We start from the raw sequence: 17,426 nt of genomic DNA on the forward strand, positions 1-17,426 counted from the left end.
GGAGCGAATCGCTCCGGTTTGCTCCGACGGTACGCGCGGAGCGGATCGCTCCGCAAGGGCGATAAACTCGGGGAGATGACGAAGCACGGGCGGAAGGCCGAAGCCGAGCGCAACGACGAGGCGCTGTTGCGGGCCGCGCGCGAGGTGCTCGCGGTCGAGGGCGCGCACGCGTCGGTGGCGGCGATCGCCGCGCGCGCCGGGGTCGGCATCGGCAGCCTGTACCGCCGTTACCGCACCAAGGAGGAACTGTTCCAGCGCCTGTGCGTGATCGCGCTGGACGACTACCTGCGCGCCGCCGAGGAAGGGCTCGCGGACGAGGACCCGTGGGAAGGGCTCGCGCACTACATCCGGACCGCGATCGAGATCGGCCCCGGTTCGCTGGCGCCGCTGGCCGGGATGATCGAGATCACCGAGGAGATGGCCGACAAGAACGCACGCTCGGACGAGGCGGTGGCCGCACTCGTCGAGCGTGCGCACCGGGCGGGCGTGCTGCGGCCCGACGTGACGATGGTCGACCTGGCGCTGTTGGTCGAGCAACTCGCCAAGTCGCCGCTGCTCGACCAACTCGGCAACCAGGGCCGCACCGACCTGATCGAGGCGGCGCGCGACGCCCGGGCCCGCATCAACGCCATCGCACTGGACGGCCTGCGCGCGACGGCGGCCCACCCGCTCCCAGGCGAGCCGCCGAGCTACGCCCTGTTCTCAGACCGCTGGGAACGCTAGCCGCCCGCGACCCTGCCGCTCGGGCCCCGGCAATGCTATGAGTGGGGCATTACTTGCGTTCATTGCAAGTAATGCCCCACTCATAGCATTGGGGCGGGCTCGTGGGGCCGGGTTGAGCTAGGCGCTCAGCGCGGCTTTGGCTTGGCGGCTCAGGTCGTCGGCGATGATCTCCGGTTCGCCCTTGGCGAGTGCGTCGAGCGCGAGTGCGGCGACCTCGCCGGGGTCGGACTTCTGGTCGGCGGGCACGCTCGCCGCCATGTCGGTGTCGAGGTAGCCGACGTGCAAGCCGGCCACGTGGATGCCCTTCGGCGCGAGCTGCTGACGCACCAGGTTCGTCATCGCCCACGACGCGGTCTTCGCGGCGCTGTAGGCACCGAGGTCCGGCAGGTGCACCCAGGACAACACCGACAGCACGTTCAGCACCGCGCCGCCGCCGTTGGCTTCGAGCACCGGCGCGAAGGCCCGCGTCACCTCGAGCGTGCCGAAGTAGTGCGTGTCCATCTCCCGCCGGATGTCGGCGAAGTCGCCGCCGATCAGCGGGGTCATCGTGGAGATCCCGGCGTTGTTGATCAGCAGCGTGGCGTCGGCGGCGACCCGCGCGGCCTCCGCGATCGACTCGCTGTCGCCGAGGTCCAGCCGCAGCGGGATCGCGCCGGGCAGGTCGACTGCTTCCGGCCGCCGCGCGGTGGCGTAGACCTTGGCGCCCCGCGCGAGCAACTGCTCGGCGAACCGCCTGCCGAGGCCGCGATTGCTGCCGGTCACCACGGCGACCGCGGTCGCCAGTTCGAGGTTCATCGGAGCTCCTTCTGTTGAGAACGAACGGTGCAGAATAAGGGCAAAAAAATTTCAGTCGAGCAGGGCGTAGAGACCCTCGGCCATCCGGCGCAGCTGTGCGGGCGACTGCCCCGCGCGAGCCTGGACCCGCAGCCCGAGCCAGGCGTTGAACAGCAGGGTGCCCAGCGCCTCCGCGGCCCGCCGGTCGCGGTCACGGGCGACCAGGTCGACCAGCAGCTGCCTGGTCCGCTCGAAGTGCCGTTCGACCTGCTCGGCTGCTTCCTCGTCACGCGGGGCCAGTTCGGTCGCGCAGTTCACCAGCATGCAGCCGCGGCCGTGTTCGGTGCCTGCCTCGATGGACCCTTCGATCAGCGCGCGCAACGCCGCCTTGCCGTCCGCGTTCGCGTCCACCGCGGCGCGGAAGGTGTGCTCGGCGCGGCTCGTGTAGTGGTCCAGCGCCTTGAGGAACAACGTGCGCTTGTCGCCGAAGGTGTCGTACATGCTGCGCTTGTGCACGCCCATGTGCTGCACCAGGTCCTGCATCGAGGTCTTCTCGTAGCCCTGCTCCCAGAACAGCACCATGGCCTGGGCCAGTACCGCCTCCGGGTCGAACTCCTTGTGCCGTGCCACGCCCACCACCGTACGCTGTTGAGAACGAACGGTGCAATATCGGCGCCGAAAAGCGGGGCGGGTCACCTTGCGACCCGCCCCGCCTTGTGCCGGTTTTAGCTGAACGGCTGGACGTTCGGCTGGAACACCTGGCCGTTCGCGGGCACCTTGAGGTCGATCAGGTAGTCCGCGGCGATCTTGTCCACCCCGGCCGCGTCGCCGAGGATGCAGTGGCCAAAGGCGTCGACCGTGAGCAGCCGCGCGTTGCCCAGTTGCTCGGCCATGCGCTGCGAGAACTTGTACTGCGTGGCCGGGTCGTAGTAGTTGCCGACCACCAGGACCGGGGTGTCGGTCTTGGCGCGCCACGGGCCGCGGAAGACGTCCGGGTTCTTGGCCGGCCACACCGGGCAGGCCGCGATGTCGGCGAAGACCTGGTAGCGGCCGAAGGTCGGCGACTTCCGCTCGGTCTGCGCGGCGATCTCCGGCACCTTGTTCTGCTTGACCTTGATCGGCTTGTCGGAGCAGTTCACCGCGAAGTAGGAGTCGTCCGAGGTGTACGGGCTCTCCGGGTCGATGTCGGCGAGACCGTTCTTGCCCGGGGTGAGCACCTTCATCGTGGGGGCCGCGGCCACCGAGACCGCGTCCGTGCTCGGCTGGATGGCGTCGTACAGCGCCTGCAGGTCCTCGGCCAGGCCGGGGAATCGCAGGGGCGAGTAGAGCGCGCTGCCCACGCCGCCGGTGAAGAAGCTGAGGTCGGTCGAGCCGATCGGCTGCTTGCGCAGGTGATCGCGTACCGCGTCGAACTTGGCACGCGGGTTGCCTGAGCTGAACGCGCAGTTCGGGCCCACCTGCTGGCACTTCTTCAGGAACGCGTCGAGGGCGATCTCGAAGCCGTCGGCGCGCTGCTGGTCGTACGCCACGCCGTCACTGGTGCGCAGCTTCGGGTCGACGTTGCCGTCGAGCACCAGCGCGCGGGTCTGCTTCGGGAACATCCCGGCGTAGGTCGAGCCGATCAGCGTGCCGTAGGAGAAGCCGACGAAGCTCAGCTTCTGGTCACCGACCGCCGCGCGCAGCTTGTCGAGGTCGCGCACCACGTCCTTGGTGGACATGTGGTTGAGCAGCGAACCGGCGTTGTTCTTGCAGAACTGCCCGTAGTCGCGGTAGGCGGCCAGGGTGCCGGAGATCTCCTCACGGCTCTGCGGCACGCCGATCATCGCGCTGTTGATCTCGTCGGCGTCCTCGGCGGTGGTGAAGCACCGCAGCGGGTTGCTGGCGCCGACGCCACGCGGGTCGAAGCCGATGAGGTCGAACCGGTCGAGCACCGGCTGCTGGAAGTAGAACTGGCCGCTGATCGGCATCCGCAGGCCGGAACCGCCGGGCCCGCCGGGGTTGAGGAACAGCGAGCCCACGCGCTGACCGGGGACCTTCGCCGCGCGCTTGAGCAGCGCGATGTCGATGGTGCCCAGCGAGGCGTTGTCGTGGTCGATCGGCACCCGGTAGCGGGCGCAGCTGTACTGGCCGACCTGGTCGGCGGGCACGCCCGCCAGCGTTTCCTTCGCGCACGCACCCCAGTCGACCGGAGCGGTGGCGCCCACCTGCGCGGCCTTCGGGCCGGCTTCTTCCGCGGCCACCGCGGTCCCGGACAGCCCGCTCAGCGCGCCGGCGAAGAGCGCGCCGGCGAGTGCCACCGCACCCACCCGGCTCCCTGCGATTCTCGGCAAGGTCACTCCCTCGTGGAATTGTCACCACGCGTATCGGCGTGGTTCTGCTCCGGCGAGACTCGCACAAGCGGGCGATGACCAGACCGGTCGAAAGTATGGTGATCCGTCGACCGAAGTTCCGCGTACCCGGTGAATCGGCAACCTGGGTCCGGCCTGCGGTGACAACCGCTGGTTGTCCGCGTTCGGTGTGTCGGTTGTTGGACAGCGGTTCCTGCGCTCGGGTCGAATGCGCGGGCCGGATTCCGCACCCACAACCACCGGGAGTCGACCTTGGACTCTTTCGTCCATCTGCATGTGCACACCGAGTACTCGATGCTGGATGGGGCGGCGAAGATCGCGCCGTTGTTCGCGGAGGCGGCTCGGTTGGGGATGCCGGCGGTGGGGATGACCGACCACGGCAATATGTACGGGGCGGATGAGTTCTACCAGCAGGCGCGCAAGGCGGGGATCACGCCGATCATCGGGATCGAGGCGTATGTGGCGCCGGAGTCGCGGTTTCACAAGAAGCCGGTGTTCTGGGGTCAGTCGAACCAGCGTGGGGCGGATGAGCTGGGTGAGGGTGGCGACGTCTCGGGTGCGGGTGCGTATACGCACATGACGATGCTGGCGGAGAACGCCACGGGGTTGCGCAATCTGTTCAAGTTGTCGTCGCTGGCGAGTTTGGAGGGGTATTACCGTAAGCCGCGGATGGATCGGGAGTTGATCGCCGAGCATCATGAGGGGATCATCGCCACGACGGGGTGCCCGTCGGGTGAGGTGCAGACGCGGTTGCGGCTGGGGCAGAAGGCCGAGGCGATCCAGGCGGCGTCGGACTACAAGGACATTTTCGGGGCGGGCAATTTTTTCCTGGAGTTGATGGATCACGGGTTGCCGATCGAGCGGTCGGTGCGTGAGGGTCTGCTGGAGATCGGTAAGCAGCTGGGTCTGGCGCCGCTGGCGACCAACGACTCGCACTATGTGACCCAGGATCAGGCGGACACGCACAGTGCGTTGTTGTGTGTGCAGGCGGGTAAGACGCTCAATGACCCGAACCGGTTCAAGTTCGACGGTGATGGCTACTACCTGAAGTCCGCGGCGGACATGCGCCAGTACTGGGACACCGAGGTCCCGGGCGCGGCGGACTCGACCCTGCTCATCGCCGAACGCGTCCAGTCCTATGAGGACGTTTATGCCCACCACGACCGGATGCCGAAGACCGAGGTCCCCGAGGGACACGACGAAGCGAGCTGGCTGCACCAGCAGGTCATGGACGGCCTCGCGTGGCGCCTGCCCGGGGGTGTGCCGGAGCCGTACCGCGAGCGGGCCGAGTTCGAGATCGACGTGATCACGCAGAAGGGCTTCCCGGCGTACTTCCTGATCACCGCGGACCTGATGCGCCACGCCCGCGAGGTCGGCATTCGCGTCGGCCCCGGTCGTGGGTCGGCCGCGGGTTCGCTGGTCGCGTACGCGCTGGGCATCACGAACCTGGACCCGATCGACCTCGGCCTGCTGTTCGAGCGGTTCCTCAACCCCGAACGCGTCTCCATGCCGGACATCGACATGGACTTCGACGACCGCCGCCGCGGCGAGATGATCCGGTACGCCACCGACAAGTACGGCGCGGACCGGGTCGCCCAGGTGATCACCTTCGGCAAGATCAAGACGAAGGCGGCGATCAAGGACGCCGCCCGCGTCCACTATGGACAGGCGGGCTACGGCATCGCCGACCGGATCTCGAAGGCGTTGCCCCCGCCGGTCGCGGCCAAGGACATCCCGCTTGGCGGCATCGTCGACCCCAAGCACGAGCGTTACGCCGAGGCCGCCGAGGTCCGTGCCCTGGTGGAGACCGACTCCGAGGTCTCCACCATCTTCGAGACCGCCCGCGGCCTCGAAGGCCTCATCCGCAACGCCGGCGTGCACGCCTGCGCGGTGATCATGTCGGCGGAACCGCTGGTCGACACCATTCCGTTGTGGCGGCGGGACGACGGCTCGATCATCACCGGCTGGGACTACCCCTCCTGCGAGGCCATCGGCCTGCTGAAGATGGACTTCCTCGGCCTGCGCAACCTGACCGTCATCGGCGACGCCATCGACAACATCAAGGCCAACCGCGGTGAGGACATCGACCTCGACACGCTCAAGGTCGACGATCCCGCCACCTACGAACTGCTCGCGCGCGGTGACAGCCTCGGGGTGTTCCAACTGGACGGTGGCGCCATGCGGGACCTGTTGCGCCGCATGCTGCCCACCGGGTTCGACGACATCATCGCGGTGAACGCGCTGTACCGGCCGGGCCCGATGGCGATGAACACGCACAACAACTACGCCGACCGCAAGAACGCGCGCCAGCCGATCGAGCCGATCCACCCGGAACTGGCCGAGCCGCTGCGGGAGATCCTCGCCGAGACCCACGGCCTGGTGGTGTACCAGGAACAAATCATGCAGATCGCCCAGCGGGTCGCCGGGTTCTCCATGGGCCGGGCCGACGTGCTGCGCCGGGCGATGGGCAAGAAGAAGAAAGAGGTGCTGGAGAAGGAGTTCGAAGGCTTCCAGGCGGGGATGCGCGCGAACGGTTTCTCCGATGAAGCCGTGCAGGCGTTGTGGGACACCATTCTGCCGTTCGCCGGATATGCGTTCAACAAATCCCACGCGGCCGGATACGCACTGGTCGGCTATTGGACCGCTTACCTCAAGGCGAACTACCCTGCCGAATACATGGCCGCGCTGCTGACCTCGGTCGGGGACAACAAGGACAAGTCCGCGATCTACCTCTCCGAATGTCGCCGCCTCGGCATCAAGGTGCTGCCGCCGGACGTCAACGAATCGGCCCAGCGGTTCGCGGCCGTCGGGGACGACATCCGCTTCGGAATGGGCGCGGTCCGCAACGTCGGGACGAACGTGGTCGAGTCGATCATCAAGACCCGCGCGGAAACCGGGAAGTACTCGTCGTTCACCGACTTCCTGGACCGATCCGAGCTGGTGGTGTGCAACAAGCGAGTGCTCGAATCCTTGATCAAGGCGGGTGCGTTCGACTCGCTCGGCAACACGCGGCTGTCCATGGTGCAGGTACACGAGGAGGCCGTGGAGGCGGTGGTGCCGCTCAAACGCCGTGAAGCGATGGGCCAGTTCGACCTGTTCGGCACCGACGCCGGGCCCTCTTCGTCACCGCTGACGCACCTGCGCTTCGGTGAAGACGAATACCCGCGCAAGCAAATGCTCGGCTACGAACGGGAAATGCTCGGTCTCTACGTTTCCGCGCACCCGCTGGACGGCGCGGAAACCCTGTTGCGCAAGCACGCGAAGAAGCCGATCGGCGCGATACTGGCCGACCCGCCGCGAGAGGGTGAGCTGATCGTCGCGGGCCTGATCACCGCGCTGGAGCGGCGGGTCAACAAGAAGGGTGAGCCGTGGGCGATCTGCACGGTCGAGGACATCGACGGGTCGCTGGAAGTGCTGTTCTTCCCGAAGTCCTACGCGTTGTTCTCGGCCGAGCTGACCGAGGACAACCCGGTGGTGGTCAAGGGCAGGGTCAACTGGCGGGAGGGCAAGATGTCGGTGTTCGGCGCGGGCGTGGATCCGCTCGACATCTCGAACCTGAGCGAAGAAGCGCCGCTCGTGTTGCGCGCGAGCGCCGACAAGCTCGATCGCGAGGTGGTCGGTGAGCTGAAGTCGGCGTTGCTCGCGCACGCGGGGGACACCCCGGTGCGGGTCGAACTGGTCGCCGGGCAGCGAGTCCGGCGGTACGCGCTCGACGACTACCCCGTCCGGCTCAGCTCGATGCTGCTCGGTGAGCTGAAGGGAATCCCGGGGATCTCGGTCGCCTGATCACCCGGTCGATTCCGAGCGGGCGCGGAGTGGGCCATCCGGGTTACCTTGAGGTCGAGGGAACGGAGGGCGGAGATGGCGGACTCCCGCGTACCGGCGGCCGTCGAGCCGATGTTGGCGCAGGCCGGGGCCCTGCCGGACGACTCCCGCTACGCCTACGAGTTCAAATGGGACGGTTACCGCGCGTGCTTCCGCGTGGGCGCGGACGGCACGGTCCGGCTCAACAGCCGCCGGGGGAACGACGTCACCGACGAGTACCCCGAGCTGGCCGGCGGCCTCGGCGACATGCTCGGCGGGCGACCAGCCGTGTTCGACGGCGAGATCGTCGCGCTCGACGACGGGGGCGTGCCGGACTTCACCCTCCTGCAGAACCGGCGCACCCGCCGCCACTCGCTCAGCTTCTTCGCCTTCGACCTCCTGCGGCTCGGCGGCGACACCCTCCTGGACCGTCCCTACCGCGAGCGGCGTGACCTGCTCGTCGAGCTGCGGCCCGGAAATCCGAACCTGTTCGCCATCCCGCCCGCCTACAGCCACGCCGACCTGTCCGCCACCGGCCTCACCCCGCAGGGCCTGCTCGACGTCGCCCGTCAGTCCAAATTAGAGGGACTCGTCGCGAAGAACGGTGACGCCGGGTACCACCCCGGCCGCCGCAGTCCGGAGTGGATCAAGCACGCGCTGATCACCACGCAGGAGGTGGTCCTCGGCGGCTGGCGCCCGGGTGAAGGCCGCCGGGCCGGGACGCTCGGCGCGCTCCTGCTCGGCGCCTACGACGACCGCGGCGACCTGCGCTACCTCGGTGACGTCGGCACCGGCTTCACCCACGAAACCCTCGACGACCTGCACACCCGGCTGCGCAAGATCGAGCGCCGGACCAGTCCGTTCGACGAGCAGGTGCCGCGCGACCGGGCCAAGGGCGCGCACTGGGTGGAGCCCCGGCTGGTCGGCGAAGTGGTCTACCGGCGGTTCACCTCGGACGGCCGCCTGCGGCACACGGCTTGGCGAGGCCTTCGCCCCGATCGGGATCCGGCCGAGGCGAAGGTCCCGTCATGACCGCGCGCTGAGCGCTTCGGCGATCGCGAGCTGCACCGGTTGCAGCGCGATCTCCCCGTCCTCGATGTCCCACAGCGCGTTCTGCAGCACGCGGGCCATCGACCAGGCGTAGGCGCGCCGCCGGTCCAGGCCGAGTGCCTCGGTCAGCAGGTCGAACCGGCGCAGCACCGTCCCCGGCACGTCACCGGAGGCGACCACGTCGTCCCACCGGTTGTCCAGCGCGGGCAGCAGGTCGAAACCCGGGTCACCGGCCAGCGGCTCCGGGTCGATGGCGAGCCACTTCTCCCGCCCACCGGCGAGGATGTTGTCGTAGTGCAGGTCCCAGTGCAGCAGCCGGTCACCCGGCTCGCCGAGCACCTCGGCCACCACGTCGGCGCACCGCTGGACGAGCCGCCGTTCGGCCGGGTCGCGCAGCGCGGGCACGGCGTCCGGGGTCTGGTCGAGCATCGCGGCGGCCACATCGGCGAGGCGGCGCATGCCCGCGGGGGCGGGCACCGCGGTCAGCCGCGCGAGGAGTTCGGCGAGGACGGTGATCGCCGTGGTGTCGTCCGGAACCGCGGACAGGGGCCGGGTTTCGTCCAGGCGTTCCAGCAGTTGCGTGCTGGTGTCCGGGTCGTACTCGAGCAACTGGACGACGCCGTCGCCGTTCCACGTCCGCAGCGCGAGCGCGGTGCCCGCGTTCTCCTCGGTGGGCGGCTGCAACTTGAGCGCCGCGGGGGTGCCGTCCGCGCGGACCACCGGCAGCACGAGCGAAGCGCAACCGTGCCAGGTGGGACCCTCGCGGCGCAGGGACCAGCGGCCGAGGAAATCTTTGACCAGCCGGGGAAGCGCGGCGAGCCACTCCGGGTGCTCGTCACCGTGGGACTGGACGAGCTGCTGGGGCACGTCGATGTTCATGGGACTCCTTCGTCGGATCTTCGGGTGCGTGACGAAGGAGGTACTGGGGGTGCCCGGCAACCGGGCCAGCGTCAAAGCATGCCTCCACCGTACCGGCGAATGCTATGAGTGGGGCATTACTAGCGTTCATTGCTAGTAATGCCCCACTCATAGCATTCAGGAGTTCAGGCTGACGCCGAGCGTGCCTAGCGAGCGGCCCACTTGTCGTAGGTGAGGTCGCCGAGGCGGGGGTTCTCGCCTGGCCGGAGTGACTGGTCGTCGATCACCGCGCCGAAGTAGCCGGCCGCGTCGTCGGCCACCACTTCGCGCGGATCTCCTTTGCGGCCAAGGTGTTCCCGCACGAGGTCGGCCAGGCCGTGTGACTCGGGACCGCCCAGTTCGACCGTACCGTTCGCCGGGGCGGCGAGCACGACGTCGGTCAGGGTGGCGGCCACGTCCTCGGCGGCGACGGGCTGGAAGAGGGAGCCGGAAAGCCGGACCGCGGAGCCGTCCGTGCTCGTGGCGGCGATGCCGTCCAGGAACTCGAAGAACTGGGTGGCGCGCAGGATCGAGTACGGCACGCCCGAGTCCTTGATCAGCGCCTCTTGGGCGACCTTCGCACGCATGTACCCGCTGTCCGGCAACCGTTCCGCGCCGACCACCGACAGCGCCACGTGGTGCCCCACGCCCGCGCCGGCCTCGGCGGCGAGCAGGTTCCGCGTGCTCGTGGTGAAGAACTCCAGCACCGCGGTGTCCTCGAAGGACGGTGAGTTCGAGACGTCGACGACGACCTGCGCGCCCTTGAGCACCTCCGCCAGTCCCTCGCCGGTGAGCGTGTCCACGCCGGTGGACGGCGCCGCCGGTACCGCCTCGTGCCCGCGCGCGGTCAGCTTCTCCACCAGCTTGCCGCCGATGAGCCCGGTACCGCCGATGACCACGATCCTCATGGCTGACTTCCGTTCGCCTCATACTCGGACACTTGTTGTCCGGGATGAGGCCGATACTACTCGGACAAAAGGTGTCCGGGTCAAGTACGCTGGCCGGGTGAAGATGTCCGGCGGAGTCGAATGGGCGCTGCACTGCTGCGTGGTGCTGACCGCGGTCGACCACCCGGTCCCGGCGGCTCAGCTGGCCGAGTTGCACGACGTGTCGGCCAGCTATCTGGCCAAGCAGTTGCAGGGCCTGTCGCGGGCGGGGCTGGTCCGCTCGGTGCAGGGCCACGCCGGCGGGTACGTGCTCACCAGGGCACCGGCGGAGATCACCGTGCTCGACGTGGTGGAGGCGGTCGACGGCGCGCGCCCGGCGTTCACCTGCACGGAGATCCGCCAGCGCGGGCCGCTGGCCGTCTCTCCCGAAGCTTGCACGCGGCCGTGCGCGATCAGCCGCGCGATGTCCGCGGCCGATCGCGCGTGGCGTGAGGCGTTGCGTGAAGTGACCATCGCCGACCTGGCGCACCAGGTCGGCGAAGACTACGAAGTCGACGCGCTCGGCGGCATCCGCCGCTGGCTGAGCGCTTAGACGAGCACGGCGTCCAGTTCGGCCAGGAGCTTGGCCTTCGGCTTCGCGCCGACCAGCGAACGCACCGGGACGCCGTCGCGGAACAGGATCAGCGTGGGCAGCGACATCACCTGGTAGTTGCGCATGGACAGCGGGTTCTCGTCGGTGTCGATCTTGCGGATGGTCAGCGAACCGGCGCGCTCGGCGGCGATCTCCGCGAGCACCGGCGTGATCATGTGGCACGGCGGGCACCACTGCGCCCAGAAGTCCACCAGTACCGGCCCGTCGTGGCGCAGCACGGCCTCGTCGAAGGTGGCGTCGGTGATGGTCTCGATCATGTGCGGGACTCCCAGTCGTCGGTCACCCGGCAGGGGTCCGGCTGCCGCGCCACCGCCGCGGTCAGCTTGGCCAGCAGGTCGGCCCGCACCGAGTTGAGCCGGTCGAGGCAGGCGTCCACCTCGGCCAGTTTGCGTTCGTAGACCTCGATCGAATCGGCGCACGAGTCACCGGCCGAGTGCCCGGACCGCAGGCAGTCGACGAAGGGCCGGGTGTCGTCCAGCGAGAGCCCGGCCGCCTGCAACGTCCGGATCTCGCTGACCAGCCGGATGTGTTCCTCGCCGTAGTCGCGGTAGCCGTTGGCCGTGCGTGGCGCGTCGAGCAGGCCCTGCGCTTCGTAGAACCGCAGTGCGCGCGTCGTCGTCCCGGCTTTCTTGGCCAGTTCGCCGATTCTCATGAGCCGACGGTAAACGTTGACGCCCGCGTCAAGGCAAGATGAGCCGTTCGGTGAGGTTCGCGCCGATACCGGCGAACTCGGCGACCAGCTCGTCCTCGGTCAGTTCGACCGCGCCGGTGAGCCAGCCGTGCAGCACCTCGTGGATGCCGCCGATGAGCAGCAGCGCGGTCGCCTCCACCCGGGCGCGCGCGGGCGTCCCGCTGAGCGCGAGCACCTGTTCGGTGATCACCGCGGCGAAGGTCCGCACCACCTGGGCGCGGTGCTCGCGGAGCAGGTCGGAGGTGAAGCACTCGACGTAGGCGCGGGCCTGGCGCGGATCGGCGACCATCGCGCCGATCATCGGGCGGAGCGCGGCGGCGTACCGGGTGGCGACGCCGGCGTCGGCGGGCACCTCGGCGGTGGCCCGCAGGACCTGCTCGCTCACCTGCCCGGCCAGCTCGTCGAACAGGGCGATGAGCAACTCGTCCCGGTTGGCGAAGCTCTCGTAGAAGTACCGCTCGGTCAGCTTGGCCCGGCGGCAGACGGCGGTCATAGTGAAGCCGTCGCGCCCGTGGTCGCCGAGCACGTCGAGCGCGGCTTCGAGCAGCTGGCCGCGCCGGGTGGCACGCCGGTCCTCGGCGCTGACCCCGCGGAACGGGCGGACGACGGGAGGCATGCCCCCATCTTGACAGACGTGCCGGTCAGGTGTGAGCCTGTCGTTGACAGGACGCCCTGTCAGCTATGCCGGTCGGGAGTGACGATGACGCACTACGAGGTGATCGTGGTCGGTGCCGGGTTCTCCGGGATCGGCGCGGCGATCAAGCTCCGCGAGGCGGGGTTCGAGGACTTCCTGATCGTCGAGGAGGGTGACGGCGTCGGCGGGGCCTGGCACTGGAACACCTATCCCGGTGTAGCCGTGGACATCCCGTCGTTCAGCTACCAGTTCTCCTTCTACAAGCGCGACGACTGGTCCCGCGTCTACGCGCCGGGCGACGAGCTGAAGAACTACGCCGAGGACTGCGTGGACCGCTACGGCCTGCGCGGCAGGCTCCGGCTCGGCACCCGGATCACCTCGGCCGAGTTCGACGAGGCCCACGACCAGTGGAAGCTCGGCACCTCCGGCGGCGACCAGGTCACCGCGCGGCACGTGGTGGTGGCGACCGGCGTGCTGACCCAGCCGAAACCACCCGCGATCGACGGGCTGGAAGACTTCGGCGGCACGCTCATGCACACCGCGCGCTGGGACCACGGCGTCGACCTGCGGGGCAAGCGCGTCGCGATCATCGGCACCGGCGCGTCGGCCGTGCAGGTGATCCCGTCGATCGCGGAGGCGGTGGCGCACCTGACCGTCTTCCAGCGCACGCCGATCTGGTGCCTGCCCAAACCGGACGCGCGGCTGGCCCGGCCGCTGCGGGCGGCGCTGCGGCGGGTGCCGGGCGCGAAACGGCTCACCCGGGTGCTCAGCCAGGCCTACGTGGAGGCCAACTTCCCGGTGGCCGCGCACTTCACCGGCGTGGTCCCGGTGGCGAAGCTGGGGGAGAAGCTGGCCAAGCGGTTCCTGCGCAAGGAGGTCGCCGACCCGGTCGTCCGCGACCAGCTCACGCCGCGGTACGCGCTCGGCTGCAAGCGCCCCAGTTTCTCGAACGAGTACCTGCGAACCTTCAACCGCGACAACGTGGTGCTGGAGACCTCGGGCATCGATCGCGTGACACCGAAGGGGATCCGCACGGCCGACGGGGTCGAGCACGAGGTCGACGTGCTCATCCTGGCCACCGGGTTCAAGGTGTTCGAGTCCGGCAACATGCCGCCGTTCGCCACCACCGGGGTGGGCGGCACGGACCTGGAGTCCTGGTGGGACACCCACCGTTTCCAGGCGTACCAAGGGGTCAGCGTGCCTGGCTTCCCGAACCTGTTCATGATCCTCGGGCCCTACGGCTACAACGGCGCCAGCTACTTCAACCTGATCGAGACGCAGAGCAGGCACATCGTGCGGTGCCTGACCGAGGCGCGGCGGGCGGGCGCGACCCGCGTCGAGGTGACGCCGGAGGCGAACCGGGAGTACTTCGAGCACATGCTCAGCCGCCGTCCGCAGCAGGTGTTCTTCCAGGGTGGTTGCGGCGACGCCAACAGCTACTACTTCGACAAGCACGGCGACGTGCCGTTCCGGCCGTCACTGACCTTGGAAACCATGTGGACCAGTGCGCGGTTCGACCTCAAGCACTACCGGTTCGCCGGGAACAGGGTTTCCTAGCGTCAGTTCCCGCCGAGCGCGGCGGCGAGTGCTTCGGCGTCGTCCTTGGTGAACTTGCCGGTGATCTGGATTTCCCCGCCGGTGATCGGCTGCTGGATCTCCGGTGCCGACTGCACGACGCCGTCGGCCACGATCGCCACCTGCTTCCCGACCTGTTCCTCGGTCAGCTTCCCGAACTTCTCCGCGAGGTCCGACGGCAGCGCGACGTCCACCACCCACCCCGTCACCTCGGGGCGGAAGCTCGCGCCCACCTTGGTGAACCGGTCGAGCACCAGTGCCACCGGGCCCACTTCGTAGGAGGTGCCCTGTTTGTCGAGCAGCGTGGTGCCGCCGCCCGGGGTGACCACCCGCAGTTCCACGGGCGTGCCCGCGGTGAACACCGGCGCCGGGGTGGCGTCACCGGGGACTTCGGCGGAGCAGGCCGACAGGAGGAAGGCGAGCAGCAGCAAGGGCAGCAGGCGCATGGACCGACCCTAGCGGGGCGGTTGCCAGTGCGGGAGGCGTTGCTCTAAAGTCGTGCTCGTGACTGCCGGGTCGGCCTTGGGCCAAATTCGAGACGGGTTCCCGGCCGAGGCGTGAGCGCTCGGCGGGCGAGAGCCCCGCCGCCTCCGTTTCCTTTCCTTTTTTCCTTTCATGTGATCTCTGCTGCCGTGCGCTGAAACCCGCGCGCGTGCTCAATCCTGCCTTTTTCACGTCCGCCCTTCCGGCGGTGCTTCGTCCTGCCCGAAAACTCCCGAGGAGAAACATGCCCAACGATTTCAACCTGCCCGTGATCGAGGAGTTCCGCGCCAACGGTGGCCGTGTCGGCGGCTATTTCGAAGGCGCCAGACTGATCCTGCTGACCACCACCGGCGCGCGTTCCGGTGCACCGCACACCGTGCCGCTCGCCTACCTGCCCGACGGCGGCGAGCGCGTGCTGGTCATCGGGAGCGCCGGTGGTTCACCGCGGCACCCGGCCTGGTACCACAACCTGCTCGCCAATCCCCGCGCCACCGTCGAAGACGGCGTGTTCACCTACGAAGTCGAAGCCACCGTGCTTTCCGGTGCGGAACGCGACCGCGTGTTCGAGCGTGCCGCCGAAGCCGAGGAAGGCTGGCGCAACTACCAGTCGATGACCACCCGCGTACTTCCCGTGGTGGCACTGGAAACCGTGTCCGGCGGCCCGCCGAACGCGTCCTCCCCTGGTGCCGCCCTCAAGCTGGTGCACGACGCGTTCCGGCGTGAACTTTCGTTGATCCGCAAGGAGTTCGCGGATTCGGGGGCCTCGCTCGGAGTGCAGTTGCGGATGAACTGCCTGACCCTGTGCCAAGGTCTGCGCAACCACCACACCGGGGAGGACACCGCGCTCTTCCCGTACCTGGCGGACCGCTACCCCGAAATGGCCCCGACGATCGACCGGTTGTCCGGCGAACACGAGAAGATCGCGGCGCTGGTCGCCCAACTGCAGGCGGTGATCTCGACCGAGGGCGTCGAGCCGGCGACCGTCCAACCGGAAGTCGAGCGGCTCACCGAGGAACTGGAACGCCACCTGGCTTACGAAGAAACCCAGCTGATTCCGCTACTGGACAGCTGACCACGGCGCCGATGTCACGAATGTGGCTTTCGAGACGTTCGATGTCTCGAAAGCCACATTCGTGACAGTCCTGAGGTGGCTTCTCGGGTATGGGTTGACGAATATTACTTTCGGGGATTTCGCGAGGTCTTCATGGTCGTACTCTGGGCAATGTGCGGTGTGCGGCGCTCTGCCGAAGTGGTGAAGATGCTCCTCCTTCGGGTGATGGACGGAGAGAACCGCAAGGTTCAGGAGTTTCCGCTGTAGCAGCGTGTTCGGCGCTGGAGCGGAAAGGTGGTGGCTGTGCCCCTCTTGATGGTCCCACTGGGGATCGTGGCGGTTTTCCTGGTGTTGGTGATCATCGCGCTGGTGATCACGACGTTCTTCCTCGCGTACCGGTCATACAAAAAGGCGAAGTCGGACAGCGCTTGCGTTCCGCCCGTGCCGCAGTTCGGGCCCGAGACTGACGGAGGTGTCCCCGACCTGGCGACCCAGCTCGCCATCTATATGCGCTGGCTGGAGGAGTCGCACAACCACAGCCTCAGCGTGAACGGCCAGGCGGTCGCCCTCGCGACCACGCAACTGCAGCGTGCGATGGTGGACGAGATCACGAAGCTGGTCGGGAAGTTGAAAGAGCTGGAAGAGCGTAGTGGTCGTTCGCAGCGCAACTGGGGATTGGCCGGCATCGTGATCGGTGCGGCGCTCACCTTGCTCACCTTCTGGCTCGCCAAGTAGGCGGTCCGGCCGCGCGTCGCCGGCCGCTCGAGTTGGGCTGGATGAGCGGACCTACGCCGGTCCGGTTGAGCCCCGGACGATCAGTTCGGTGTCCAGCACCACCGGCTGCTTCACCGGGCGCCCGGCCAGCAGGTCCAGTGCCATCCGCCCGGCGGCCCGGCCCTTGCCCGCCAGGTCCTGGCGCACGGTGGTCAGCGCGGGCGTGGCCCAGCCGGCCTCGGCAGTGTCGTCGAAGCCGATCACCGACAGGTCGGCGGGCACGCGCAGGCCCAGCTCGGCGGCCGCGGCCAGGGTGGCGATCGCCAGTTCGTCGGACATGCACAGGACCGCCGTCGGGCCGGTTTCCAGCACGGCCCGCGCGCTGACCTGGGCCTCGGTCCGGGACAGGCCCGTGGTCTCCCAGATCGGCACCGAGGCGGGATCGATGCCCGCCGCGGAAAGCGTGTCGAGATAGCCGATCATGCGTTCGCGGTTGTCGCGGAATCGGCTGCGCACCGCCTCTTCCAGGGACAACGGACCGCCGCGAGGGGCGGAAAGGCACTGCGCCGACAGGATGCCGAACCGCCGGTGCCCCAGGTCGAGCAGGTGCCGGGCGGCCGCCGCGGCCCCGCCGCGGTCGTCGATACCGGCCACCGCCGCGCCCGGCACGACCGGCTGGTCGATCACCACCAGCGGCAACCGCCGCTGCTTCACCGCCTTCAGCGCGGGCGCGCCGTCCGCCAGCGAGTACGCGACCGCGAGGTCGGCCTGCGCGGCGAGCACCCGGTCGGCTCGCGGGCCGCCGTCGTCCCCGCCGGGCAGGAGCAGCAGCGCGTAGCCCTCGGTGTCCACCTCGGTGGACAGCGCGTCCAGCGTGATCGACAGCGCCGGGTCGGAGAAAGCCGCGCGCAACGGCGTGTCGAGCATGAAGGCGATCGCGCCGGTGCGGCTGGTGGCCAGGCTGCGCGCCACCGGGTTCGGCCCCGGGTAGCCGAGGCGGCGAGCCACCCGCAGGACCTCTTCGCGCAGGTCGGCGGACAGCTGGTCGGGCCGGTTGAAGGCGTTCGACACGGTTGCCCTGGACACACCGACGGCCTCGGCCACGCTGTCGAGCGTCGGCTTGCGCTTCCGGGGGGCAGGCAC

The 17,426-nt window shown here is 68.8% G+C and carries 17 protein-coding genes; 7 read left to right on the forward strand and 10 right to left on the reverse strand.

Translation table 11 applies throughout. The annotated features are described in order from the left end of the window. Positions 1-75: 75 nt before the first annotated feature. Positions 76-723: a TetR/AcrR family transcriptional regulator gene (locus tag JOM49_RS12430; RefSeq protein WP_209664449.1), complete on the forward strand. Its 648-nt coding sequence runs from the start codon at positions 76-78 to the stop codon at positions 721-723. A 117-nt stretch (positions 724-840) separates the two neighbouring features. Here JOM49_RS12430 and JOM49_RS12435 read toward each other — a convergent pair whose 3' ends face one another. The 3 genes from JOM49_RS12435 to JOM49_RS12445 all read right to left on the reverse strand — a co-directional run bounded on the left by JOM49_RS12435 (position 841) and on the right by JOM49_RS12445 (position 3,818). Next, a complete protein-coding gene (locus JOM49_RS12435) occupies positions 841-1,518 on the reverse strand; it encodes an SDR family oxidoreductase (RefSeq protein ID WP_209664450.1) in 678 nt (225 codons plus the stop codon). Positions 1,519-1,569: 51 nt separating this feature from the next. Next, positions 1,570-2,127 (reverse strand): TetR/AcrR family transcriptional regulator, encoded by a 558-nt coding sequence (locus JOM49_RS12440; RefSeq protein WP_209664451.1) that lies wholly within the window; start codon positions 2,125-2,127, stop codon positions 1,570-1,572. 95 nt (positions 2,128-2,222) lie between these two features. Continuing rightward, positions 2,223-3,818, reverse strand: a complete 1,596-nt coding sequence (locus tag JOM49_RS12445; protein WP_372444215.1) for an alpha/beta hydrolase — start codon at positions 3,816-3,818, stop codon at positions 2,223-2,225. Between the two features lie 279 nt (positions 3,819-4,097). Between JOM49_RS12445 and dnaE the strand changes: the two genes are divergently transcribed. Both dnaE and ligD read left to right on the forward strand, forming a co-directional pair. Beyond that, the gene (gene dnaE / locus JOM49_RS12450; protein ID WP_209664452.1) at positions 4,098-7,631 is read left to right on the forward strand and encodes a DNA polymerase III subunit alpha; all 3,534 of its coding nucleotides are present in this window, start codon (positions 4,098-4,100) and stop codon (positions 7,629-7,631) included. A gap of 75 nt (positions 7,632-7,706) precedes the next feature. Next, complete coding sequence (ligD, locus tag JOM49_RS12455) at positions 7,707-8,681, forward strand: non-homologous end-joining DNA ligase (protein ID WP_209664453.1); 975 nt, start codon at positions 7,707-7,709, stop codon at positions 8,679-8,681. Here ligD and JOM49_RS12460 read toward each other — a convergent pair. Then, on the reverse strand, positions 8,676-9,578 hold the full coding sequence (locus JOM49_RS12460) for an aminoglycoside phosphotransferase family protein (RefSeq protein ID WP_209664454.1): 903 nt from the start codon (positions 9,576-9,578) through the stop codon (positions 8,676-8,678). The two genes, ligD and JOM49_RS12460, sit on opposite strands and share 6 nt — an antisense overlap. A gap of 185 nt (positions 9,579-9,763) precedes the next feature. Next, a complete protein-coding gene (locus tag JOM49_RS12465) occupies positions 9,764-10,504 on the reverse strand; it encodes an SDR family oxidoreductase (RefSeq protein WP_209664455.1) in 741 nt (246 codons plus the stop codon). 103 nt (positions 10,505-10,607) lie between these two features. Here JOM49_RS12465 and JOM49_RS12470 point away from each other — a divergent pair, with 103 nt between their 5' ends. Further along, complete coding sequence (locus JOM49_RS12470) at positions 10,608-11,075, forward strand: RrF2 family transcriptional regulator (protein WP_209671117.1); 468 nt, start codon at positions 10,608-10,610, stop codon at positions 11,073-11,075. Here JOM49_RS12470 and trxA read toward each other — a convergent pair. Genes trxA through JOM49_RS12485 form a run of 3 tightly spaced genes read right to left on the reverse strand, consistent with a single transcriptional unit; the run spans position 11,072 to position 12,442 of the window. After that, entirely contained in the window at positions 11,072-11,392 is a 321-nt protein-coding gene (gene trxA, locus JOM49_RS12475; protein WP_209664456.1) for a thioredoxin, read from the reverse strand. The two genes, JOM49_RS12470 and trxA, sit on opposite strands and share 4 nt — an antisense overlap. Next, positions 11,389-11,787, reverse strand: a complete 399-nt coding sequence (locus JOM49_RS12480; protein WP_209664457.1) for a MerR family transcriptional regulator — start codon at positions 11,785-11,787, stop codon at positions 11,389-11,391. The genes trxA and JOM49_RS12480 overlap by 4 nt, the downstream gene beginning before the upstream one ends. A 28-nt stretch (positions 11,788-11,815) precedes the next feature. Further along, a complete protein-coding gene (locus JOM49_RS12485) occupies positions 11,816-12,442 on the reverse strand; it encodes a TetR/AcrR family transcriptional regulator (RefSeq protein WP_209664458.1) in 627 nt (208 codons plus the stop codon). 84 nt (positions 12,443-12,526) lie between these two features. Here JOM49_RS12485 and JOM49_RS12490 point away from each other — a divergent pair, with 84 nt between their 5' ends. Further along, positions 12,527-14,017: a flavin-containing monooxygenase gene (locus JOM49_RS12490; RefSeq protein WP_209664459.1), complete on the forward strand. Its 1,491-nt coding sequence runs from the start codon at positions 12,527-12,529 to the stop codon at positions 14,015-14,017. A gap of 2 nt (positions 14,018-14,019) precedes the next feature. On the opposite strand, the gene JOM49_RS12495 is transcribed toward JOM49_RS12490, so the two are convergent. After that, the gene (locus JOM49_RS12495) at positions 14,020-14,481 is read right to left on the reverse strand and encodes a SecDF P1 head subdomain-containing protein (RefSeq protein ID WP_209664460.1); all 462 of its coding nucleotides are present in this window, start codon (positions 14,479-14,481) and stop codon (positions 14,020-14,022) included. Between the two features lie 281 nt (positions 14,482-14,762). Between JOM49_RS12495 and JOM49_RS12500 the strand changes: the two genes are divergently transcribed. Further along, the gene (locus JOM49_RS12500) at positions 14,763-15,590 is read left to right on the forward strand and encodes a nitroreductase/quinone reductase family protein (protein WP_209664461.1); all 828 of its coding nucleotides are present in this window, start codon (positions 14,763-14,765) and stop codon (positions 15,588-15,590) included. A 312-nt stretch (positions 15,591-15,902) separates the two neighbouring features. Next, positions 15,903-16,304 carry a hypothetical protein gene (locus JOM49_RS12505; protein ID WP_209664462.1) on the forward strand — a complete coding sequence of 134 codons (402 nt, stop codon included), beginning with the start codon at positions 15,903-15,905 and terminating at the stop codon, positions 16,302-16,304. 51 nt (positions 16,305-16,355) lie between these two features. Here the strand turns inward: JOM49_RS12505 and JOM49_RS12510 are convergent, their stop codons facing one another. Further along, positions 16,356-17,426, reverse strand: a complete 1,071-nt coding sequence (locus JOM49_RS12510) for a LacI family DNA-binding transcriptional regulator (RefSeq protein WP_209664463.1) — start codon at positions 17,424-17,426, stop codon at positions 16,356-16,358.

This window comes from Amycolatopsis magusensis (assembly GCF_017875555.1).
GTDB lineage: Bacteria > Actinomycetota > Actinomycetes > Mycobacteriales > Pseudonocardiaceae > Amycolatopsis > Amycolatopsis magusensis.